General features: G+C 57.5%; 20 protein-coding genes. 17 read left to right on the plus strand and 3 right to left on the minus strand.

From position 1 onward, the window contains the following. Positions 1–196 precede the first annotated feature (196 nt). The 4 genes from AC27FC_RS00105 (at position 197) to sixA (ending at position 4,912) form a co-directional block, all read left to right on the plus strand. Complete coding sequence (locus tag AC27FC_RS00105) at positions 197–481, plus strand: YfcZ/YiiS family protein (RefSeq protein WP_045888684.1); 285 nt, start codon at positions 197–199, stop codon at positions 479–481. A 278-nt stretch (positions 482–759) separates the two neighbouring features. Next, positions 760–2,070, plus strand: coding sequence for an acetyl-CoA C-acyltransferase FadI (gene fadI / locus AC27FC_RS00110; protein WP_087823068.1), 1,311 nt, complete (start codon positions 760–762; stop codon positions 2,068–2,070). After that, a complete protein-coding gene (gene fadJ / locus AC27FC_RS00115; protein WP_094934252.1) occupies positions 2,070–4,217 on the plus strand; it encodes a fatty acid oxidation complex subunit alpha FadJ in 2,148 nt (715 codons plus the stop codon). The genes fadI and fadJ overlap by 1 nt, the downstream gene beginning before the upstream one ends. A 209-nt stretch (positions 4,218–4,426) precedes the next feature. Continuing rightward, on the plus strand, positions 4,427–4,912 hold the full coding sequence (sixA, locus tag AC27FC_RS00120) for a phosphohistidine phosphatase SixA (protein ID WP_032659231.1): 486 nt from the start codon (positions 4,427–4,429) through the stop codon (positions 4,910–4,912). Between the two features lie 46 nt (positions 4,913–4,958). Here sixA and smrB read toward each other — a convergent pair whose 3' ends face one another. After that, entirely contained in the window at positions 4,959–5,510 is a 552-nt protein-coding gene (gene smrB, locus AC27FC_RS00125) for an endonuclease SmrB (RefSeq protein ID WP_033146105.1), read from the minus strand. 145 nt (positions 5,511–5,655) lie between these two features. Here smrB and prmB point away from each other — a divergent pair, with 145 nt between their 5' ends. From prmB to AC27FC_RS00155, 6 genes are read left to right on the plus strand one after another with little or no spacing between them, the layout of a single operon-like run. Next, a complete protein-coding gene (prmB, locus tag AC27FC_RS00130; RefSeq protein WP_487159825.1) occupies positions 5,656–6,588 on the plus strand; it encodes a 50S ribosomal protein L3 N(5)-glutamine methyltransferase in 933 nt (310 codons plus the stop codon). A gap of 60 nt (positions 6,589–6,648) precedes the next feature. Continuing rightward, positions 6,649–7,734: a chorismate synthase gene (aroC, locus tag AC27FC_RS00135; protein ID WP_029742149.1), complete on the plus strand. Its 1,086-nt coding sequence runs from the start codon at positions 6,649–6,651 to the stop codon at positions 7,732–7,734. Positions 7,735–7,736: 2 nt separating this feature from the next. Then, positions 7,737–8,561, plus strand: coding sequence for a penicillin-insensitive murein endopeptidase (mepA, locus tag AC27FC_RS00140; RefSeq protein WP_024908935.1), 825 nt, complete (start codon positions 7,737–7,739; stop codon positions 8,559–8,561). Continuing rightward, positions 8,561–9,370: a sulfite exporter TauE/SafE family protein gene (locus tag AC27FC_RS00145; RefSeq protein ID WP_038417370.1), complete on the plus strand. Its 810-nt coding sequence runs from the start codon at positions 8,561–8,563 to the stop codon at positions 9,368–9,370. Before mepA ends, AC27FC_RS00145 begins: the two co-directional genes overlap by 1 nt. After that, positions 9,370–9,915, plus strand: coding sequence for an elongation factor P hydroxylase (locus AC27FC_RS00150; RefSeq protein ID WP_033146101.1), 546 nt, complete (start codon positions 9,370–9,372; stop codon positions 9,913–9,915). Before AC27FC_RS00145 ends, AC27FC_RS00150 begins: the two co-directional genes overlap by 1 nt. A 13-nt stretch (positions 9,916–9,928) precedes the next feature. Further along, a complete protein-coding gene (locus tag AC27FC_RS00155) occupies positions 9,929–10,207 on the plus strand; it encodes a YfcL family protein (RefSeq protein ID WP_029740204.1) in 279 nt (92 codons plus the stop codon). A gap of 58 nt (positions 10,208–10,265) precedes the next feature. Here AC27FC_RS00155 and mnmC read toward each other — a convergent pair whose 3' ends face one another. Continuing rightward, positions 10,266–12,263, minus strand: a complete 1,998-nt coding sequence (gene mnmC / locus AC27FC_RS00160) for a bifunctional tRNA (5-methylaminomethyl-2-thiouridine)(34)-methyltransferase MnmC2/FAD-dependent 5-carboxymethylaminomethyl-2-thiouridine(34) oxidoreductase MnmC1 (RefSeq protein ID WP_196354937.1) — start codon at positions 12,261–12,263, stop codon at positions 10,266–10,268. 158 nt (positions 12,264–12,421) lie between these two features. On the opposite strand from mnmC, the gene fabB reads away from it, so the two are divergent. Then, positions 12,422–13,639 carry a beta-ketoacyl-ACP synthase I gene (fabB, locus tag AC27FC_RS00165; RefSeq protein ID WP_094934250.1) on the plus strand — a complete coding sequence of 406 codons (1,218 nt, stop codon included), beginning with the start codon at positions 12,422–12,424 and terminating at the stop codon, positions 13,637–13,639. 208 nt (positions 13,640–13,847) lie between these two features. Continuing rightward, complete coding sequence (locus AC27FC_RS00170) at positions 13,848–15,026, plus strand: MFS transporter (protein ID WP_094934249.1); 1,179 nt, start codon at positions 13,848–13,850, stop codon at positions 15,024–15,026. Positions 15,027–15,110: 84 nt separating this feature from the next. On the opposite strand, the gene flk is transcribed toward AC27FC_RS00170, so the two are convergent. Then, entirely contained in the window at positions 15,111–16,115 is a 1,005-nt protein-coding gene (gene flk, locus AC27FC_RS00175) for a flagella biosynthesis regulator Flk (RefSeq protein WP_094934248.1), read from the minus strand. A 113-nt stretch (positions 16,116–16,228) separates the two neighbouring features. On the opposite strand from flk, the gene pdxB reads away from it, so the two are divergent. The 5 genes from pdxB (at position 16,229) to accD (ending at position 21,006) form a co-directional block, all read left to right on the plus strand. Next, complete coding sequence (gene pdxB / locus AC27FC_RS00180; RefSeq protein WP_048980060.1) at positions 16,229–17,365, plus strand: 4-phosphoerythronate dehydrogenase PdxB; 1,137 nt, start codon at positions 16,229–16,231, stop codon at positions 17,363–17,365. Between the two features lie 67 nt (positions 17,366–17,432). Further along, on the plus strand, positions 17,433–18,446 hold the full coding sequence (locus tag AC27FC_RS00185) for an aspartate-semialdehyde dehydrogenase (protein ID WP_094934247.1): 1,014 nt from the start codon (positions 17,433–17,435) through the stop codon (positions 18,444–18,446). Next, the gene (gene truA, locus AC27FC_RS00190; protein WP_023312566.1) at positions 18,446–19,258 is read left to right on the plus strand and encodes a tRNA pseudouridine(38-40) synthase TruA; all 813 of its coding nucleotides are present in this window, start codon (positions 18,446–18,448) and stop codon (positions 19,256–19,258) included. The genes AC27FC_RS00185 and truA overlap by 1 nt, the downstream gene beginning before the upstream one ends. Before the next feature lie 28 nt (positions 19,259–19,286). Further along, the gene (locus tag AC27FC_RS00195) at positions 19,287–19,946 is read left to right on the plus strand and encodes a DedA family protein (protein ID WP_039263236.1); all 660 of its coding nucleotides are present in this window, start codon (positions 19,287–19,289) and stop codon (positions 19,944–19,946) included. Positions 19,947–20,100: 154 nt separating this feature from the next. Next, positions 20,101–21,006: an acetyl-CoA carboxylase, carboxyltransferase subunit beta gene (gene accD / locus AC27FC_RS00200; RefSeq protein WP_003861408.1), complete on the plus strand. Its 906-nt coding sequence runs from the start codon at positions 20,101–20,103 to the stop codon at positions 21,004–21,006. Positions 21,007–21,052: the final 46 nt, after the last annotated feature.

The following is a 21,052-nucleotide window of genomic DNA, read 5'->3' on the forward strand; positions in this document are numbered from 1 at the left end:
GAGATCTGGTTGGCAAAATTGTGACCATCACGACTCACCCAAAAGGGTGGTTTTTGTTTTAGATCATTTTTTAGTGTGATATTGGTCACTTCTCCGATTTTGCGCCATTAACGGCTGGAGAGCGCCCGCGCCGGGGCGTAAAATATCAGCATCGTGTCTATCTCGCGCGCTGCGCGAATACAGAGGAAATTGAGCTATGAGTAAATGCAGTGCTGATGAAACCCCGGTTTGCTGCTGTATGGATGTTGGGACCATCATGGACAACACCGATTGCACCGCCTCTTACAGCCGTGTATTCACCAACCGTGCCGAAGCGGAAGAGACCCTGACTGCGCTGAGCAAGCGTGCGCGTGACGTTGAATCCGATCCGTGTGAAATCAAGTCTACCTTTACCGAAGTGGAAGGCGGCGTGAAGCTGGACATCGACTTTATCTTCGCCTGCGAAGCAGAAACGCTGATTTTCCAGCTGGGCCTGCGTTAATCTCTGCGGCCTGATGCCCTCACCCCCAGCCCTCTCCCACGGGAGAGGGTGCAAACACTAAAAACGGTAACCTGTGGGTTACCGTTTTGCTTTTTCCTTGCGCACCCGGCAACAAACCGCACAAATGCCTCTGCCATGCAGGGGCATTTTCTTTTTCTTCTCTGTGTTTTAGCTCGCACTTTTTCGTTTCCCCGATTGGCTGAATGTAAAAAAATGGTTAAGACTATTATCAGGTCAGACCACTTTATGTTTGCGAAAATTTTTTACAGGGGAGTGTTATGAGTCAGGCATTACCGCTTATTACCCGTCAGGGCGATCGCATTGCCATAGTCAGTGGATTGCGCACGCCATTTGCGCGTCAGGCAACGGCGTTTCATGGCATACCGGCCGTCGACCTGGGGAAAATGGTAGTGGGGGAGATGCTGGCTCGCAGCGAAATTCCGCCTGAGGTCATCGAACAGCTGGTATTCGGTCAGGTCGTGCAGATGCCTGAAGCCCCCAATATTGCGCGTGAAATCGTCCTCGGTACCGGGATGAACGTGCATACCGATGCCTACAGCGTCAGCCGCGCCTGCGCAACCAGCTTTCAGGCTGTGGCTAACGTCGCTGAAAGCCTGATGGCGGGCACTATTCGCGCCGGGATTGCGGGTGGAGCGGACTCCTCTTCGGTGCTGCCAATTGGGGTCAGTAAAAAGCTGGCGCGCATCCTGGTGGATGCCAATAAAGCCCGCACGACGGGTCAGAAACTCAAACTCTTCTCGCGTTTACGCCTGCGCGATCTCATGCCTGTACCACCTGCCGTCGCGGAATACTCCACCGGCCTGCGCATGGGCGATACCGCCGAGCAGATGGCAAAAACGTACGGCATTACGCGTGAACAGCAGGATGCCCTGGCGCATCGTTCACATCAGCTTGCGGCAAAAGCCTGGTCGGAAGGCAAGCTGGCCGACGAGGTCATGACCGCCTATATTCCCCCCTACCGTGAACCGCTTGCGGAAGATAACAATATTCGCGGCACCTCAACGCTGGCGGATTACGCCAAACTGCGCCCGGCGTTTGACCGCAAACACGGCACGGTGACGGCGGCGAACAGTACGCCGCTGACGGATGGTGCCGCCGCCGTGATCCTGATGACCGAATCCCGCGCGAAGGAGCTGGGCATCACTCCCCTGGGCTATCTACGCAGCTATGCCTTCACCGCAATTGATGTCTGGCAGGACATGCTGTTAGGTCCGGCGTGGTCCACGCCGCTGGCGCTGGAGCGTGCGGGGCTGACGCTGGCTGATTTAACCCTGATCGATATGCACGAAGCGTTTGCCGCGCAAACCCTGGCAAACGTACAGCTGCTGGCAAGCGAGCGTTTCGCGCGCGATGTGCTGGGCCGCGCCCATGCCACAGGCGAAGTGGATCAAAGTAAATTCAACGTGCTGGGCGGCTCTATCGCCTACGGTCATCCATTTGCCGCCACAGGGGCGAGGATGATCACGCAAACTTTACATGAACTCCGTCGCCGTGGCGGCGGGTTTGGCCTCGTTACCGCCTGTGCGGCGGGTGGCCTTGGCGCAGCAATGGTTCTGGAGGCTGAATAATGGATATGCCATCTGCATTTAATCTGACGGTTCGCCTCGATAACGTGGCCGTTATCACGATCGATGTGCCTGATGAAAAGATGAATACCCTGAAGGCCGAATTTGGTGTTCAGGTGCGCGCGATGCTAAAGCAGATCCGCGACAACAAAGCGATTCGTGGTCTGGTCTTTATCTCTGCCAAGCCGGATAACTTTATCGCCGGCGCGGATATCAACATGATCGCCCGGGCGCAAAGCGCTCTGGAAGCCGAAGAGCTTGCGCGTCAGGGCCAGCAGGTCATGGCGGAGATCAACGGTCTGCCGATCCCGGTCATTGCCGCGATCCACGGTGCCTGTCTGGGCGGCGGGCTTGAGCTGGCGCTGGCCTGTCACAGCCGGATTTGCACCGACGATGCGAAAACGATTCTGGGTCTGCCGGAAGTGCAGCTGGGCCTGCTGCCTGGCTCCGGCGGAACGCAACGGCTGCCGCGCCTGGTGGGCGTAAGCACGGCGCTGGAGATGATCTTAACCGGTAAACAGCTGCGTGCCCGCCAGGCGCTGAAAGCCGGTCTGGTCGATGACGTCGTGCCGCAGTCCATTTTGCTGGAGGCCGCCGTTGAGCTTGCGCTGAAAGGGCGTCAGGCAAAACGTCCTCTGCCGGTACGTGAGCGCGTGCTGGCCGGCCCGCTGGGAAGAACGCTCCTGTTCAACATGGTGGGCAAAAAGACCGAACAAAAAACCAAAGGCAATTACCCGGCGGCAAAGCGGATCCTCGAAGTGATCGAGACCGGGCTGTCGCAGGGAAGCAGCAGCGGCTATGCCGCGGAGGCCAAAGCCTTTGGCGAACTGGCGATGACGCCGCAGTCGCAGGCGCTGCGCAGCATCTTCTTCGCCAGCACGGAAGTGAAAAAAGATCCGGGCAGCGAGGCGCAGCCCGCTCCGCTGCGTGCGATTGGCGTACTGGGTGGGGGGCTCATGGGTGGCGGAATTTCTTTTGTTACCGCCAGCAAAGGCAAATTGCCTGTACGAATCAAAGACATTAATCCTAAGGGGATCAATCACGCGCTACAGTACAGCTGGCAGAACCTTGATCAAAAGGTCAAGCGCCGCCATATCAAGGCAAGCGAGCGCGACAAAACCCTGGCGATGATCTCCGGTACGACGGATTACAGCGGTTTTGCTCACCGCGATCTGGTGATTGAAGCCGTGTTTGAAGATCTGGCGCTTAAGCAGCAGATGGTGGCAGACGTTGAGCAACATTGCGCCCCGCATACCATTTTTGCCTCCAATACGTCGTCATTGCCGATTGGCGATATCGCGGCGAAAGCCGCGCGTCCTGAGCAGGTGATTGGGCTGCACTTCTTTAGCCCGGTTGAAAAAATGCCGCTGGTGGAAGTTATTCCGCACGCGACTACCAGTCCGCAAACTGTTGCCACCGTGGTGAAGCTGGCGAAAAAACAGGGCAAAACCCCGATTGTGGTAGCGGACAAAGCTGGCTTCTACGTCAACCGCATTCTGGCTCCCTACATTAATGAAGCAATGCGGTTGCTGACGGAAGGGGAGAAGATTGAGCACGTCGACGAGGCGCTGGTAAAGTTTGGTTTCCCCGTTGGCCCAATCCAACTTTTGGATGAGGTGGGAATAGACACCGGCACTAAAATTATACCAGTGCTGGAAGCTGCATATGGCGATCGTTTTAGCCCACCTGCAAACATTGTTTCTGCGATTTTGAAGGACGATCGCAAAGGCAGAAAAAATGAACGCGGTTTCTATCTTTACGGCGCGAAAGGGCGTAAAAGCAGGAAACAGGTCGACCCTTCGGTATATGGACTCATTTCGACCACAGGTCAGGGAAAACTGTCCGCCGTTCAGTGCGCTGAGCGCTGCGTGATGATGATGCTCAATGAAGCGGCGCGCTGCTTTGATGAGCAGGTGATTAAGAGTGCACGCGATGGTGACATCGGCGCGGTATTTGGCATTGGTTTCCCGCCGTTCCTTGGCGGCCCGTTCCGTTACATGGATACGCTCGGCGCGGGTGAAGTGGTTGCTATCCTGCAACGTCTGGCTTCGCAATATGGTCCACGGTTTACGCCGTGTGACGAATTATTGCAGATGGCGGAACGCGGCCAGACATTTTGGCCTGCAAGGGAAACTGTCCTCGTAAGCTGAGGTCAAAGAAGGGTAAATCCTGAAGTGAATGGACCTGTTCTGGCGATTTTGTAAACAGAGATTGACTATACTTACGCCATTGAGGTAAAAAACAGCGTTTCATTCACCGAATGGATCAGGCACAATGCCCGGCCATCGGGTTTTCTACCTCTTAGCATTTATCGCGGGTAGTTAACGCCGGTGATTCTGGTTAACAAAAGCGGTGCAATATGCAAGTTTTTATCATGCGTCACGGCGACGCGGCACTCGATGCCGCCAGTGACTCAGTACGTCCTTTGACCGTCTGTGGCTGCGACGAATCTCGTCTGATGGCGACCTGGCTTAACGGTCAAAAAGTGGACATCGAACGCGTTCTGGTGAGTCCGTTCCTGCGTGCAGAACAGACGCTGGATGTGGTAGGGGAGTGTATGAACCTGCCGACCAGTGTAGATGTTCTCCCTGAACTCACCCCGTGTGGCGATGTAGGCCTTGTCAGCGCTTATCTTCAGGCGCTGTGCAATGAAGGTGTCGCTTCCGCGCTGGTCATTTCCCACCTGCCACTGGTTGGCTATCTGGTATCTGAGCTGTGCCCGGGCGAAACCCCGCCGATGTTCACGACATCCGCCATTGCCAATGTTTCTCTCGACGAAACGGGCAAAGGTGTCTTCAACTGGCAAATGAGTCCGTGCAACCTGAAGATGGCAAAAGCTATCTGACGTGACGTGCGATATGGCGGGGTGCAATGTGCTTCCCGCCATTCTGTCAGGGCAACTCTGGCGGCTGCCACTCTTCCACTTCAATCAACACCAGCAACGCGGCATCTCCGCCGTACTCTTTCGGTGCCTGATGAAAAGCCATGACGTGTGGGTGCTGAGCCAGCCACAGCGGCGTCTGTTGCTTGAGGATATGTTTACCGTGGCCGTGCATCACGCAGGCGCAAAAAACATGTTCACGGCGACAGGCGGCGATCAACGCCCCCAGCTCTTGTTTCGCCTGCATCTGCGTTAAACCGTGCAGATCGAGAAACAGCTCCGGCGAATAATCCCCGCGGCGTAATTTTTTCAGCTCAAAATGGCTGACGTCTTCGCGTACGTACTTCACAGCCCCTTGCGTGTTGAGCAGCGGCTGAAATTCATCTGAAAAATAGTGGCTGTTATCGGCCTGCTCCTGCAGAAGACGCTTGACCGGTACTTCGCTGATTTTTTTACGCAGCGGGCGATGGACGATGGTGTCCTGCGTGATTTTACGCGTCCCGGTCATCAGCTGACGGAAGAGCGCCTGATCCTCCTCGCTGAGCGATGTTTTCTTTTTCATTCGTCATTCTCATCTCGTATTTCCGACAGTGTACCCGACTAAATGCATTTTTTAACCTCAAGCGAGACGCGTCATTGCTGATTTATCGCCGTCTTCATGGCAAACTAGCCGCCGAAAATTATGCGAGCATGCCCTGGAGGAAAGAGTGGATAAAATATTTGTCGATGAAGCAGTAAACGAGCTGCATACCATACAGGACATGTTGCGCTGGTCGGTTAGCCGCTTCAGCGCCGCTAATATCTGGTACGGTCACGGTACCGATAACCCGTGGGATGAAGCCGTGCAGCTGGTGCTGCCGTCTCTCTACCTGCCGCTGGATATTCCGGAAGACATGCGCACCGCGCGCCTGACTTCCAGCGAAAAACACCGCATCGTTGAGCGCGTGATCCGCCGCGTGAACGAGCGCATTCCGGTCGCCTATCTGACCAACAAAGCCTGGTTCTGCGGCCACGAGTTCTATGTCGATGAACGCGTGCTGGTGCCGCGCTCGCCGATTGGCGAGCTGATCAACAACCACTTTGACGGTCTGATTGGCCATCAGCCGCAGCACATTCTCGATATGTGTACCGGCAGCGGCTGCATCGCGATTGCCTGCGCGTACTCCTTCCCGGAAGCGGAAGTGGACGCCGTCGATATCTCCACCGACGCGCTGGCCGTGACCGAGCACAACATCGAAGAGCATGGGCTCATCCATCACGTTACGCCAATTCGCTCTGACCTGTTCCGCGATCTGCCGACGCTGCAGTACGATCTGATCGTCACCAACCCGCCGTACGTCGATGCTGAAGACATGTCCGATCTGCCGAACGAATACCGTCACGAGCCGGAGCTGGGTCTGGCGTCAGGCTCTGATGGCCTGAAGCTGACCCGCCGCATTCTGGCCTGCGCGCCGGATTACCTGACCGACGACGGCGTTCTGATTTGTGAAGTGGGCAACAGCATGGTACATCTGATAGAGCAGTACCCGGATGTGCCGTTCACCTGGCTTGAGTTCGACAACGGCGGTGACGGCGTCTTTATGCTGACTAAAGCGCAGCTGCTCGACGCGCGCGAACACTTCAGCATTTATAAAGATTAATCCAGCGGGCTTCGGCCCGTTTCACAACGCTCAAACACAAACTACAACATCGGAGCCGTGATGGCAGGAAACAGTATTGGACAGTTATTCCGCGTGACCACCTTTGGCGAGTCGCACGGGCTGGCGCTGGGCTGTATCGTTGATGGCGTACCGCCAGGCATCGAACTGACCGAAGCCGATTTACAGCACGACCTCGACCGTCGTCGCCCGGGCACCTCTCGCTACACCACGCAGCGTCGCGAGCCGGACCAGGTCAAAATTCTCTCCGGCGTCTTTGAAGGGCGCACTACCGGGACCAGCATTGGCCTGCTGATCGAAAACACCGATCAGCGCTCCCAGGACTACGGCGCCATCAAAGACGTCTTCCGTCCGGGCCACGCCGACTACACCTACGAACAAAAGTACGGCTTCCGCGACTATCGCGGCGGCGGACGTTCTTCCGCGCGTGAAACCGCGATGCGCGTGGCGGCAGGGGCGATTGCTAAGAAATACCTGCAGCAGAAATTTGGCATCGTTATCCGCGGCTGTCTGACCCAGATGGGCGACATTCCGCTGGCGATCAAAGACTGGGATCAGGTTGAACAAAACCCGTTCTTCTGCGCCGATGCCGACAAGCTTGAGGCGCTGGACGAACTGATGCGTGGCCTGAAAAAAGAGGGCGACTCCATTGGCGCGAAAGTGACCGTGGTGGCCGACGGCGTCCCGGCTGGCTGGGGCGAGCCGGTATTTGACCGTCTCGACGCCGACATTGCCCATGCGCTGATGAGCATCAACGCGGTGAAGGGCGTTGAGATTGGCGACGGCTTTGACGTTGTTCAGCTTCGCGGCAGCCAAAACCGCGATGAGATTACGAAAGCGGGCTTCCAGAGCAACCATGCGGGCGGCATCCTGGGCGGTATCAGCAGCGGGCAACAGATTGTTGCCAACATCGCGCTGAAGCCAACTTCCAGCATCACCGTGCCGGGCCACACGATTAACCGCGATGGCGAAGAAGTTGAGATGATCACCAAAGGACGTCACGATCCGTGCGTGGGGATCCGCGCGGTGCCGATCGCAGAAGCGATGCTGGCGATCGTGCTGATGGATCACTTCCTGCGCCAGCGCGCGCAGAATGCGGATGTGACGACCACCATTCCACGCTGGTAAACATGAAAAAAACCGCAATTGCTCTGCTGGCGCTGCTTGCCAGTGGAGCCAGTCTGGCCGCGACGCCATGGCAAAAAATCACCCACCCGGTGGCGGGGAGCGCGCAGTCCATTGGCGCCTTTTCCAACGGCTGTATCGTCGGTGCCCAGGAGCTTCCTCTCCAGTCTGATACCTATCAGGTGATGCGCACCGATCAGCGGCGTTATTTCGGCCACCCGGACCTGGTGCTGTTCATCCAGCGTCTGGGCAATCAGGTACATAATCTGGGGCTGGGCACGATGCTGATTGGCGATATGGGGATGCCTGCCGGCGGGCGTTTTAACGGCGGACACGCCAGCCACCAGACCGGACTGGATGTTGATATCTTCCTGCAGCTGCCGAAAACGCGCTGGACCTCCGCCCAGCTGCTGAAACCGCAGGCGCTGGATCTGGTGGCGAGCGACGGTAAGCGCGTGGTGCCGTCCCTGTGGACGCGGGACGTATCCAGCATGATCAAGCTGGCCGCGGAAGATAACGACGTCACGCGTATTTTCGTCAACCCGGCAATCAAGCAGCAGCTCTGCCTGGACGCCGGAACCGATCGCGACTGGCTGCGCAAAGTGCGCCCGTGGTTCCAGCATCGTGCGCACATGCACGTTCGTCTGCGCTGCCCGGCGAATAGCCTGGAATGTGAAGATCAGCCGCTACCTCCGCCAGGCGATGGCTGCGGTGCGGAACTGCAAAGCTGGTTTGAGCCGGCAAAACCTGGAACCTCTAAGCCTGAGAAGAAGACACCGCCTCCGTTGCCGCCTTCCTGCCAGGCGCTACTGGATGAGCATGTACTTTAATGGATAATTTCGTCGATCTGTTTATGGTGTCGCCGCTGCTGCTGGTGGTGTTGTTCTTTGTGGCCATGCTGGCCGGTTTTATCGACGCGCTCGCGGGCGGCGGCGGGTTGTTAACCGTGCCCGCGCTGCTGGCGGCGGGCATGAGCCCGGCGCAGGCGCTTGCCACCAATAAGCTTCAGGCCTGCGGCGGTTCGCTCTCGGCGTCGCTCTATTTTATCCGCCGCAAGGTGGTGAGCCTTGCCGATCAGAAGCTCAATATCCTGATGACCTTTATCGGCTCCACGTCGGGCGCGCTGCTGGTTCAGCACGTGCAGTCCGATATTTTGCGCCAGATCCTGCCGATTCTGGTCATCTGCATCGGGCTTTACTTCCTGCTGATGCCAAAGCTCGGTGAAGAAGATCGCCAGCGTCGCCTGTACGGCCTGCCGTTTGCCCTGATTGCCGGGGGCAGCGTGGGTTTTTACGACGGTTTCTTCGGGCCGGGGGCGGGTTCATTTTATGCGCTGGCGTTCGTGACGCTGGCCGGGTTTAACCTCGCCAAATCCACCGCCCATGCCAAAGTGCTCAACGCGACCTCAAACGTCGGCGGCCTGCTGCTGTTTATCATCGGCGGCAAGGTTATCTGGGCAACCGGATTTGTGATGATGGCAGGGCAGTTCCTGGGCGCGCGCGCGGGCTCGCGTCTGGTATTAAGCAAAGGACAAAAACTTATTCGCCCGATGATCGTCATCGTCTCGGCCGTAATGAGCGCCAAACTTCTTTATGACAGCCATGGACAGGAGATCCTCACCTGGTTGGGGATGCACTAATGAACAGTACGCATAAATACGAACAGCTGATTGAGATTTTCGACGGCTGTTTTGCTGACGATTTTAATACCCGTCTGATTAAAGGCGACGACGAACCGATCTATCTTCCTGCTGATGCGGAGGTTCCGTATAACCGCATCGTCTTTGCCCACGGCTTTTATGCCAGCGGCTTGCACGAGATTTCGCACTGGTGCATTGCGGGTAAAGCACGGCGCGAGCTGGTGGACTTCGGTTACTGGTACTGCCCGGACGGACGTGATGCCGCCACTCAGGGCCAGTTTGAAGATGTGGAAGTGAAGCCGCAGGCGCTGGAATGGCTATTCTGCGTCGCGGCGGGTTTCCCGTTCAACGTCAGCTGTGACAACCTCGAAGGCGACTTCGAGCCAGACCGTATCGTCTTCCAGCGCCGCGTTCACGCGCAGGTGATGGAATATCTTGAGAAAGGCATCCCGGAACGTCCGGCACGCCTGATCGAGGCCTTACAGAATTATTACCACACGCCGGTTATCACGGCGGAATGCTTCCCTTGGCCGGAAGATCTTTAACAGAGGAAAGAAGATGATCGCAGAATTTGAATCACGCATTCTGGCGTTAATTGATGACATGGTGGAACACGCCAGTGATGATGAGCTGTTCGCCAGCGGTTATCTGCGTGGTCACCTGACGCTCGCGGTAGCCGAGCTGGAAGCGGGGGACGATCACTCTGCCGACGCTGTTCACGCTGAAGTCACTCGCAGCCTGGAAAAAGCCATTCTGGCCGGGGAGCTCTCGCCGCGCGACCAGTCTCTGGTGTTAGGCATGTGGGACACTTTGTTCCAGCAGGCGAAAGCCAAGTAAGTGTTTCACCACCCTCTCCCTGTGGGAGAGGGTTAGGGTGAGGGCACCAGACCGCACCTTACTTAACCTTCTTCCCCTTCAGCAGTTTCCGTACCCACAAGCGATTCGGATTCAGCCCTGCAAGCGTAACCCTGTCCAGCGGCATCGGCTCGCCGCTCATTTGTGCGGCTAACACTTCTGCCAGTAGCGGTGCGGAACAGAGCCCGCGAGATCCTAATCCACCCAGCATAAACAGCTCCGGATAAACCGGCGCGCTTACCGCGTTATCCCGGTTATCAGCAAGATCCTGATAGGCCTCAAGCGTCGCATCGTAGTCCGGCACATTTCCCGCCATCGGCAGATGATCGCGGGTGGCGCAGCGCACGCCGCAGCGCGCGTCACCCTCGCTGACGTCAACCTCTCTCGCCCACGCCGCATCCGGGAAACAGTCAATCAGGCGCTGGCGGTTCTGGGCCTGATCCGCGTCGCTGTAGCGCATATCCGTTTCGCCACGATGATAGCTGGCCCCGATGCAGTGGTGGCCGTTAGACGGATTTTGCGGCGTCAGATAGCCGTCATAGCACAGCACCTGACGCAGTTTGTTCAGTTCGGGCGCGGAAGGAATATGGCTTACCTGGCCGCCGACCGGATAAACCGGCAATGACTCTGTCTGGATAAACTGGCTGATGTTATGTCCGTTTGCCAGCACAACGCTGGCATGGCTTGCCTCTTTGCCATCAGCAAAACGCAGATTCCAGCGTTCTGTCCGGCTCAACGATTCAACCTTGTGGGCATAATGCGCCGTCAGCCCGCGCGACTGCGCCAGCGCAATGACCGCCGCGGTCAGTTCAGCCGGGCACAGCCAGCCGCCGAGCGGATACTGAATGCCCCCACACCCGGTTTCCACGCCAGCGGTGTCTGCCACCTCTTGCGCACTTACCGCGCGTGCAATCTCGTCAGGCAGGCCCAGTGACAGCATCTGCGTGATTTTTTGCTGGCTCTTTTCATCCCAGCCGAGCTGCGTCACGCCGCACCAGTCATGATCGAACGCCACCGGCAGGGCGTCATACAGGCGACGAGCGAAGGTAAACGCCGCCGGGAAAAACCGGAACAGGGCCGGGTCGTGCGCGCTTAAAAGCGGATAGAGCGCACCCTGGCGGTTGCCGGATGCGCCGCTTGCTGGCGCGTCGTCAGCACAGTAGAGCGTGACCTGCCAGCCACGGTGGAGAAGCGCGAGAGACAGCAGAGCGCTGGCGATCCCCCCGCCGACTATCGCCACCTCACGGGATGCGCTGGCGCCGCGTGCAAACCAGGGGGCACTTGCGGGGATATCCAGCGTCTGCTCCATTCTGCCGACCAGCATGTCGCGTTTGCGGCCAAAACCTTTGGTTTTCTGCATGGTAAAGCCCGCCTCCTGCAGCCCGCGGCGGACAAAGCCTGCCGAGGTGAAGGTGGCAAGCGTTGCGCCCGGGCGCGCCAGCCGCGCCATCGCGCTAAACAGATGCTGGCTCCACATGTCCGGGTTTTTGGCGGGGGCAAAGCCGTCAAGGAACCACGCGTCCACCGTCTGATTCATCGAATCATCGAGCGTATCGGTCAGGTCATTGATGTCGCCAAGCCATAAATCCAGCGTCACGCGTCCGCCGTCCAGAATCAGACGGTGGCAGCCGCCGATGTGGGGTGGCCACTGCGCCTGAAGCTGCTCCGTCCAGGCAGCAAGCTCTGGCCAGCGCTGATGAGCGAGCCGCAGATCGTGCGCGGTGAGCGGGAATTTTTCAAAACTGATGAAATGTAATCTTTGTAGCGTAGCCTCAGGGTGGGCAGCGTGAAACTGGTCAAACGCCTGCCAAAGGGTCAGAAAATTGAGCCCGGTACCGAATCCGCTTTCCGCGACCACAAACAGGCTCCGCGGATGCTCCGGGAAGCGGGTGCTGAGCTGGTTTCCGTCGAGGAAAACATAGCGAGTTTCTTCGAGTCCGTTATCATTAGAAAAATAGACGTCATCAAAATCTCGGGAAACAGGTGTACCCTCAGCGTTGAATTCGAGGTTGGCGGGTTGTATAGCGTTTTGTTTCACGTAAGTTACTCGTCTGACAGGCAGTGGCACGATCTTAACGATGTGAGTCCATCGGTGCAAATTTCCGCAGAAAATGTCTGATCGGACTTGTTCGGCGTACAAGTGTACGCTATTGTGCGACTCGAAACTTACTATAGTGCGACTTACAGAGGTATTGAATGAAACGTGCAGTGATTACTGGCCTGGGCATTGTTTCCAGCATCGGTAATAACCAGCAGGAAGTCCTGGCATCTCTGCGTGAAGGACGCTCCGGGATCACTTTCTCTGAAGAGTTTAAAGATTCAGGTATGCGTAGCCACGTATGGGGTAACGTCAAACTGGACACCACCGGTTTGATTGACCGCAAAGTGGTTCGTTTCATGAACGATGCCTCTATTTATGCTTATCTCTCCATGCAGGAAGCGATCAAAGATTCCGGCCTGAGCGAAGAGGTTTATCAGAACAACCCGCGCGTGGGTCTGATCGCCGGTTCCGGCGGCTCATCAAAAGCGCAGGTATTCGGCGCTGACGCAATGCGTAGCCCGCGTGGTCTGAAAGCAGTAGGTCCGTACGTGGTAACAAAAGCCATGGGCTCTGCGGTTTCCGCTTGCCTGGCGACCCCATTCAAAATCCACGGTGTGAACTACTCCATCAGCTCCGCGTGTGCGACTTCCGCGCACTGCATCGGTAATGCTGTTGAGCAGATCCAGCTGGGTAAACAGGACATCGTATTTGCTGGCGGCGGCGAAGAGCTGGGCTGGGAAATGGCCTGTGAATTCGACGCGATGGGCGCACTGTCCACCAAGTACAATGAAACTCCGGATAAAGCCTCCCGTACCTATGATGCGCACCGTGACGGTTTCGTTATCGCGGGCGGCGGCGGTATGGTTGTGGTTGAAGAGCTGGAGCATGCCCTGGCACGTGGCGCGCGCATCTACGCTGAAATCGTGGGCTACGGTGCAACGTCTGACGGCGCCGACATGGTTGCGCCATCCGGCGAAGGCGCGGTGCGCTGCATGAAGATGGCGATGCACGGCGTTGACACCCCAATCGACTACCTGAACTCCCACGGTACCTCTACTCCGGTAGGCGACGTGAAAGAGCTGGGTGCGATCCGTGAAGTCTTCGGCGACAACAGCCCGGCAATCTCCGCGACCAAAGCCATGACCGGTCACTCTCTGGGGGCGGCTGGCGTGCAGGAAGCGATCTACTCTCTGCTGATGCTGGAAAACGGCTTTATCGCGCCAAGCATCAACATCGATGAGATGGACGAGCAGGCTGCTGGCCTGAACATCGTGACCAAACCAATGGACGCGACGCTGACCACCGTCATGTCAAACAGCTTCGGCTTCGGTGGCACCAACGCCACGCTGGTTATGCGTAAGCTGAAAGCATAAGTTTTACGTTTGATTCCGGAAGGGAGCCATAAGGCTCCCTTTTTTTATGCATTGACAAGCGGCTGATCTCACAGGCAAACTTCACCCCTCAACATTATCCTCACGATAATGCGTAAGCGTTTAACGTCAACCAACGCACCTTAATCCTGATCATCAGGTAGAGGGGGCGTGGCATTTCCCCGCCTTACTCTTCATTTCGGAGTAAAGCATGACTGCAGTAACTCAAACAGAAACAACCCCTTCAGCGAACGTCTCGCTGTTCCGTATCGCTTTTGCGGTATTTCTGACCTATATGACCGTCGGCCTGCCGCTGCCGGTGATCCCGCTGTTCGTTCATCAGGAGCTGGGCTATGGCAACACCATGGTCGGCATTGCCGTGGGCATTCAGTTTTTAGCCACGGTATTGACCCGCGGTTACGCCGGACGGCTGGCGGATCAGCACGGTGCAAAACGTTCGGCGTTACAGGGGATGTTTGCCTGTGGGCTGGCGGGCGGCGCATGGCTGCTGGCTGCTCTCCTGCCCGTAGAAGCGGCGTATAAATTTGCGCTGCTGGTGCTGGGCCGTTTAATCCTTGGCTTTGGTGAAAGCCAGCTGCTCACCGGCACCCTGACCTGGGGAATGGGTCTGGTGGGGCCGGCACGCTCCGGCAAGGTGATGTCCTGGAACGGCATGGCCATCTATGGCGCGCTGGCCGCAGGCGCACCGCTTGGGCTGCTGATCAATAGCCAGTTTGGGTTTGCGGCGCTGGCTGCCACCACCATGGCTTTACCCCTGCTGGCGTGGGCGTTTAACGGCTCGGTGCGTAAGGTGCCCGCGCACAAAGGCGAGCGTCCTTCCCTGTGGAGCGTGGTCGGCCAAATCTGGCAGCCGGGTCTTGGCCTGGCGCTGCAGGGAGTGGGTTTTGCGGTGATCGGTACCTTCGTCTCGCTCTATTTTATGAGCCGCGGCTGGGCGATGGCCGGTTTTACGCTCACCGCGTTTGGCGGCGCGTTTGTGCTGATGCGCGTGCTTTTCGGCTGGATGCCGGATCGCTTTGGCGGCGTGAAGGTGGCGGTGGCGTCGCTGGTGATTGAAACCATCGGTCTGCTGCTGCTGTGGAATGCACCCGTGGCCTCCGTTGCGCTGCTTGGCGCGGCGCTGACCGGCTGCGGCTGTTCACTGATCTTCCCGGCGCTGGGCGTTGAAGTGGTGAAGCGCGTGGCCCCACAGGTGCGCGGTACGGCGCTGGGCGGCTATGCGGCCTTTCAGGATATCTCATACGGGATAACCGGGCCGCTGGCCGGGGTGTTAGCCACCTCGTTTGGTTATCCGTCCGTCTTTTTGGCCGGTGCGGTTTCTGCGGTGGTTGGGATCGTGGTGACGCTGGTGGCGTTTCGCAGATCGTAGTTTTTGCCCGGTGGCGCTTCGCTTACCGGGCCTACAACCGCACTAGCCGTAGGCCGGGTAAGGCGAAGCCGCCACCCGGCAGTGTTAAGCAACCAGCCAGAAAATCGCCAGCGCAATCAGTAGCGCAATAAACATCAACCCCGGACGCGCAGAGAGCGTTCTGAACGTCTCGACGACCGGCGCAAACAGCGGGCTGTAGATCGGCTGAATGTTTCTCACCTCCGGCACGCCGCCTTCGCGCTCGGCGCGGCGAACGAAGATTTGATTGAGCAGATCCAGCACCTGCGCGGTGGTCAGAACCGTTTGCGGCGTGGCCTGCCAGTTTTGCTGGGCGTAATCCCGGATGACTTCAAACTCGTGCGGCTCAAGCGGCTGCTTCAGTGCCGCCTGGACGGTATGCAGGGTAGGGGCATTCTGGGTGCTGAGCGTCTGGCGCGCCTGGAGCCAGGTCACCAGATGCGTAAACTGTTTGGCCGGTATTAACTCACCCGCCTTCACGCCGGACAGCTCCAGCATGGATTGCCAGATAAGCTTCGTCGGTTCGCCGGTGGCCGCAGCCAGCTTCGTCACCATCTGCTTGAGCGTGTTGTGCTCGGCTGGCAGCAGCGGACGCTCGGTCGCCGGGCGCACCTGAGGCTGCGGAATAGACAGCTCGTTGTTCTGCAGCAGGGTCAGCACGGTTTTGAGCTGGTCGGGCGTCAGCTGGCCCAGCGCGGTCTGACCATACTGCTGGCGAATAAAATCGCTCACCGCCTGCCGGTTATTGCCCTGACCCAGCAGCTCCGTCAGCTGAGCAACAATCTGGCGCGTGGTGTGGTTCTGCTGCGCGGTATTGATACGCTGGTTCAGGTTTTGCTCGGCCGCAGGGAAATGGCGCGACTGCAGCGGTGCGTCGTTCCTCACGCCTAAATCATGCTTTACCCCGGCCCAGACTTCCGCATTTTGCTGTGAAGTCAGCGCAATCAGGCGCGTGATCAGTCGCTCCAGCACGGTGCGCTGTTGCGTGGATAGCGGTTGTTCACCGGCAACGTTTGGCGTGACGGGGCCTTCACCCGGAGGGCGTGGCGGCGTACCTGAAATGGGCTGCATCGTCAAAAATCCTTAAAGTCAAAACTCAGCGTAAACCAGGCATACATATATGCCTGGCGGCGAGATTATGGCACACTTGGCAGGTTTTCTTCCTCTCAAACAGGTACTCAGACGTGAAAATCCTCGTTGATGAAAATATGCCTTACGCCCGTGAGCTGTTTAGCCGCCTGGGTAACGTTAAGGCTGTCCCTGGTCGCCCGATCCCGGTCAACGAACTGGATGACGCAGACGCGCTGATGGTGCGCTCGGTGACTAAAGTAAATGAGGCGTTGCTCGCCGGTAAAGCGATTAAGTTTGTCGGAACCGCAACGGCAGGGACCGATCATGTGGATGATAAATGGCTGAAGCAGGCCGGAATCGGTTTTTCCGCCGCGCCGGGCTGTAACGCCATTGCCGTTGTGGAATACGTTTTCTCCTCCCTGCTGATGCTGGCCGAGCGCGACGGGTTTGCGCTGAAGGACCGCACCGTGGGGATTGTCGGCGTGGGTAACGTCGGCGGGCGCCTGCAAAAGCGCCTTGAAGCGTTAGGGATCCGCACGCTGCTGTGCGATCCGCCGCGTAAAGATAACGGCGATGACGAGGATTTCCGCTCGCTGGATGAGCTGGTTGAACAGTGTGACGTGCTGACGTTCCACACGCCGCTGTTTAAAGAGGGGCCGTATAAGTCGCTGCATCTTGCTGACGAGGCGCTGATCCGTCGTCTGAAGGCTGGCACTATTCTGATAAATGCCTGCCGTGGTCCGGTGGTAGATAACGCCGCGCTGCTGACATGCCTGAACGAAGGACAAGACCTCAGCGTGGTGCTGGACGTCTGGGAGCCGGAGCCGGATCTCAACGTTGAGCTGCTTAACAAGGTGGACGTGGGCACGGCGCATATCGCTGGTTATACCCTGGAAGGCAAAGCGCGCGGTACCACGCAGGTCTTTGAAGCCTACAGCGCCTTTATTGGCCATCCGCAGCAGGTGGCGCTGGATACCTTACTCCCCGCGCCTGAATTTGGCCGCATTACCCTGCACGGCCCGCTCGATCAGGCAACGCTGAAAAGGCTGGTGCATTTGGTGTATGATGTGCGCCGCGATGATGCGCTGCTGCGTAAAGTGGCGGGGATCCCGGGTGAGTTTGATAAGCTGCGCAAGAACTACGTTGAGCGCCGCGAGTGGTCTTCCCTGTATGTAATATGCGACGACGCCCCGGCGGCGACGCTGCTGCATAAGCTGGGATTTAACGCCGTTCATCACCCGGCGCATTAATGTCTTCTTAATGCTCCCTGTCGGATACTCCGACAGGGACGCTTTTTTATTTCTGGAGTAAACCACCATGTCTGAAGGCTGGAACATTGCCATTTTAGGTGCCACGGGTGCCGTGGGCGAAGCCCTGCTCGAAACCCTTGCTGAGCGTCAGTTCCCGGTGGGCGACATCTATGCGCTGGCCCGTACCGACAGCGCAGGTGAGCATCTGCGTTTTAACGGTAAATCCGTCATGGTCCAGGACGCGGCCGCGTTCGACTGGACGCAGGCGCAGCTGGCGTTTTTCGCCGCGGGCGCTGAAGCGACGGCTGCGTACGTTGAAGAGGCGACTAACGCAGGCTGCCTGGTGATCGACCTGAGCGGCCTGTTCTCAATGGAGCCGGATGTGCCGCTGGTGGTGCCGGACGTGAACCCGTTTGTGCTGGCTGACTACCGCAATCGTAACGTTATTGCGGTGCCGAACAGCCTCACCAGCCAGCTGCTGACCGCCCTGAAACCGCTGATCGACGATGGCGGCCTGTCGCGCATTACCGTCACCAGCCTGCTGTCCGCGTCCGCGAACGGCAAAAAGGCCGTTGACGCGCTGGCCGGGCAGAGCGCGAAGCTGCTGAACGGTATCCCGATTGACGAAGACGATTTCTTTGGCCGTCAGCTGGCGTTCAACATGCTGCCGCTGCTGCCGGATCGCGAAGGGTCTGTACGCGAAGAGCGTCGTATCGTCGATGAAGTGCGTAAAATTCTGCAGGACGATGGCCTGATGGTTTCCGCGAACGTCGTGCAGTCTCCGGTCTTCTACGGCCACGCGCAGATGGTCGGCTTTGAAGCCCTCCGTCCGCTGGCGGCTGAAGAGGCGCGCGACGCGTTTGGCCGCGGTGAAGACATCGTGCTCTCTGAAGAGAGCGAGTTCCCGACGCAGGTAGGTGATGCCACCGGTAGCGCGCATCTTTCCGTTGGCTGCGTGCGTAACGATTACGGCATGCCGGAGCAGGTTCAGTTCTGGTCCGTTGCCGATAACGTTCGCTTCGGCGGCGCGCTGATGGCGGTCAAAATCGCTGAAAAACTGGTGCAGGAGTACCTGTACTGATGTCAGACGTGGAACAAAAGCCGGTCCATAGAATTGCCCTCGGAATTGAGTACGACGGCAGTAAATATTATGGCTGGCAGCGTCAGAACGAGGTGCGCAGCGTCCAGGAGAAGCTGGAGAAAGCGCTCTCTCAGGTGGCAAACGAGCCGATTAACGTCCTGTGCGCGGGACGTACGGACGCGGGAGTTCACGGCACGGGGCAGGTGGTGCACTTTGAAACCACCGCCGTGCGTAAGGATGCCGCCTGGACGCTGGGTGTAAATGCGAATTTGCCTGGTGACATTGCGGTGCGTTGGGTAAAAGCTGTGCCGGATGATTTTCACGCGCGCTTCAGCGCCACGGCGCGTCGCTACCGTTATGTCATCTACAACCAGCGCCTGCGTCCGGCGGTGTTAAGCCAGGGCGTCACGCATTTTTATGAACCGCTTGATGCAGAACGTATGCATCGCGCGGCGCAGTGTCTGATTGGTGAAAATGACTTTACGTCGTTTCGTGCGGTGCAGTGTCAGTCCCGCACGCCGTGGCGCAACGTCATGCACATAAACGTCAGCCGTTTTGGCGCGTATGTGGTGGTGGATATCAAAGCCAATGCCTTTGTACATCATATGGTTCGGAATATTGTGGGCAGCCTGATGGAAGTGGGTGCCGGACACCAGCCGGAGAGCTGGATTGCAGACCTGCTGGCAGCGAAGGACAGAACGCTTGCGGCAGCCACGGCGAAAGCGGAAGGATTGTATCTGGTCTCAGTAGACTATCCGGATCGATTTGACCTGCCGAAACCGCCAATGGGCCCGCTGTTTTTAGCGGACTAAACAAAGGTGCAATTAGGGCTTAGACAATATGGACGTAATACGTTTTCTGATTGATTTCATTCTGCATATTGATGTTCACCTGGCAGAGCTGGTCGCGCAGTATGGCGTCTGGGTTTACGCCATTCTGTTCCTCATTCTGTTTTGTGAAACCGGTCTGGTCGTTACCCCATTCCTGCCAGGGGATTCACTGCTGTTCGTTGCCGGGGCGCTATCGGCGTTACCCACTAACGATCTGAACGTGCATCTTATGGTTGTGTTGATGGTGATTGCCGCCATTGTCGGTGATGCGGTCAACTATACGATTGGACGGGTTTTCGGTGAGCGGCTTTTCAGCAATCCTGATTCGAAAATTTTCCGTCGCAGCTATTTAGACAAAACCCATGCGTTTTATGAACGCCATGGCGGGAAAACCATTATCCTTGCGCGTTTTGTGCCTATTGTGCGCACATTTGCACCGTTTGTGGCGGGAATGGGGCATATGTCCTATCGTCATTTTGCGGCATACAACGTGGTTGGCGCGCTGCTGTGGGTACTGCTGTTTACCTACGCAGGCTATCTGTTTGGCGATCTCCCGGTGGTTCAGGAAAACCTTAAGTTACTGATTGTAGCGATTATTGTGCTTTCCGTACTGCCTGGCGTTATCGAAATCATTCGTCACAAACGTGCGGCGGCAAAACAAGCGAAGTAAATGCACACTGGCGGTTCGACCACTTTTTTATCCAAAGTTTCGGGCTGTTATGTTTTAATGTGCAACATTCATGGTCTGTTGGAGGCAAAAATGGCATTATTCGCCTCTTATAGCAAAACTGGCATACGACCAGGTTCAGGCAGAAAGGTTATCAATGAGCTGGATTGAACGAATTAAAAGCAACATTACCCCAACGCGCAAAGCGAGCATTCCTGAAGGGGTATGGACGAAGTGTGATAGCTGCGGTCAGGTTCTGTATCGCGCAGAGCTGGAGCGCAACCTTGAGGTGTGTCCGAAGTGTGACCACCATATGCGTATGTCGGCGCGCAACCGCCTGCATAGCCTGCTGGACGAAGGCTCTCTGGTAGAGCTGGGTAGCGAACTTGAGCCAAAAGACGTGCTGAAGTTCCGCGATTCTAAAAAATACAAAGATCGTCTGGCCTCTGCACAGAAAGAGACCGGCGAGAAAGACGCGCTGATCGTCATGAAAGGCACCCTGCATGAGATGCCGGTTGTCGCCGCTGCTTTTGAGTTCTCCTTTATGGGCGGCTCAATGGGCTCCGTGGTCGGTGCGCGCTTCGTGCGTGCCGTTGAGCAGGCGCTGGAAGACAACTGTCCGCTGATCTGCTTCTCTGCCTCCGGCGGCGCGCGTATGCAGGAAGCGCTGATGTCGCTGATGCAGATGGCGAAAACCTCTGCTGCGCTGGCGAAAATGCAGGAGCGCGGTCTTCCCTACATCTCCGTGCTGACCGACCCAACCATGGGCGGCGTCTCCGCGAGCTTCGCGATGCTGGGCGACCTGAACATCGCTGAGCCAAAAGCGCTGATCGGCTTTGCGGGTCCTCGCGTTATCGAGCAAACCGTTCGTGAAAAACTGCCGCCGGGTTTCCAGCGCAGTGAGTTCCTCATTGAGAAAGGCGCTATCGATATGATCGTCCGCCGTCCGGAAATGCGCCTGAAGCTGGCGAGCATTCTGGCGAAGCTGATGAATCTGCCAGCGCCGAACCCGGATGAGCCGCGCGAAGGCGTGGTGGTACCGGATCAGGAACCCGAGGCCTGATAACTGAAAAGGGCAGGGCCGGTTGGCGCTGCCCTTTTGCTTTCTA

It is taken from the genome of Enterobacter sp. C3_dUdeg (genome assembly GCF_057536195.1).

Coding starts and splice junctions, on each gene's coding strand:
- aroC (WP_029742149.1), top strand. CDS start 6,649: ATGGCAGGAAACAGTATTGGACAGTTATTCCGCGTGACCACCTTTGGC.
- flk (WP_094934248.1), bottom strand. CDS start 16,115: ATGCAGCCCATTTCAGGTACGCCGCCACGCCCTCCGGGTGAAGGCCCC.
- fabB (WP_094934250.1), top strand. CDS start 12,422: ATGAAACGTGCAGTGATTACTGGCCTGGGCATTGTTTCCAGCATCGGT.
- AC27FC_RS00145 (WP_038417370.1), top strand. CDS start 8,561: ATGGATAATTTCGTCGATCTGTTTATGGTGTCGCCGCTGCTGCTGGTG.
- AC27FC_RS00150 (WP_033146101.1), top strand. CDS start 9,370: ATGAACAGTACGCATAAATACGAACAGCTGATTGAGATTTTCGACGGC.
- accD (WP_003861408.1), top strand. CDS start 20,101: ATGAGCTGGATTGAACGAATTAAAAGCAACATTACCCCAACGCGCAAA.
- fadJ (WP_094934252.1), top strand. CDS start 2,070: ATGGATATGCCATCTGCATTTAATCTGACGGTTCGCCTCGATAACGTG.
- smrB (WP_033146105.1), bottom strand. CDS start 5,510: ATGAAAAAGAAAACATCGCTCAGCGAGGAGGATCAGGCGCTCTTCCGT.
- fadI (WP_087823068.1), top strand. CDS start 760: ATGAGTCAGGCATTACCGCTTATTACCCGTCAGGGCGATCGCATTGCC.
- AC27FC_RS00155 (WP_029740204.1), top strand. CDS start 9,929: ATGATCGCAGAATTTGAATCACGCATTCTGGCGTTAATTGATGACATG.
- AC27FC_RS00170 (WP_094934249.1), top strand. CDS start 13,848: ATGACTGCAGTAACTCAAACAGAAACAACCCCTTCAGCGAACGTCTCG.
- mepA (WP_024908935.1), top strand. CDS start 7,737: ATGAAAAAAACCGCAATTGCTCTGCTGGCGCTGCTTGCCAGTGGAGCC.
- AC27FC_RS00105 (WP_045888684.1), top strand. CDS start 197: ATGAGTAAATGCAGTGCTGATGAAACCCCGGTTTGCTGCTGTATGGAT.
- sixA (WP_032659231.1), top strand. CDS start 4,427: ATGCAAGTTTTTATCATGCGTCACGGCGACGCGGCACTCGATGCCGCC.
- truA (WP_023312566.1), top strand. CDS start 18,446: ATGTCAGACGTGGAACAAAAGCCGGTCCATAGAATTGCCCTCGGAATT.
- AC27FC_RS00185 (WP_094934247.1), top strand. CDS start 17,433: ATGTCTGAAGGCTGGAACATTGCCATTTTAGGTGCCACGGGTGCCGTG.
- AC27FC_RS00195 (WP_039263236.1), top strand. CDS start 19,287: ATGGACGTAATACGTTTTCTGATTGATTTCATTCTGCATATTGATGTT.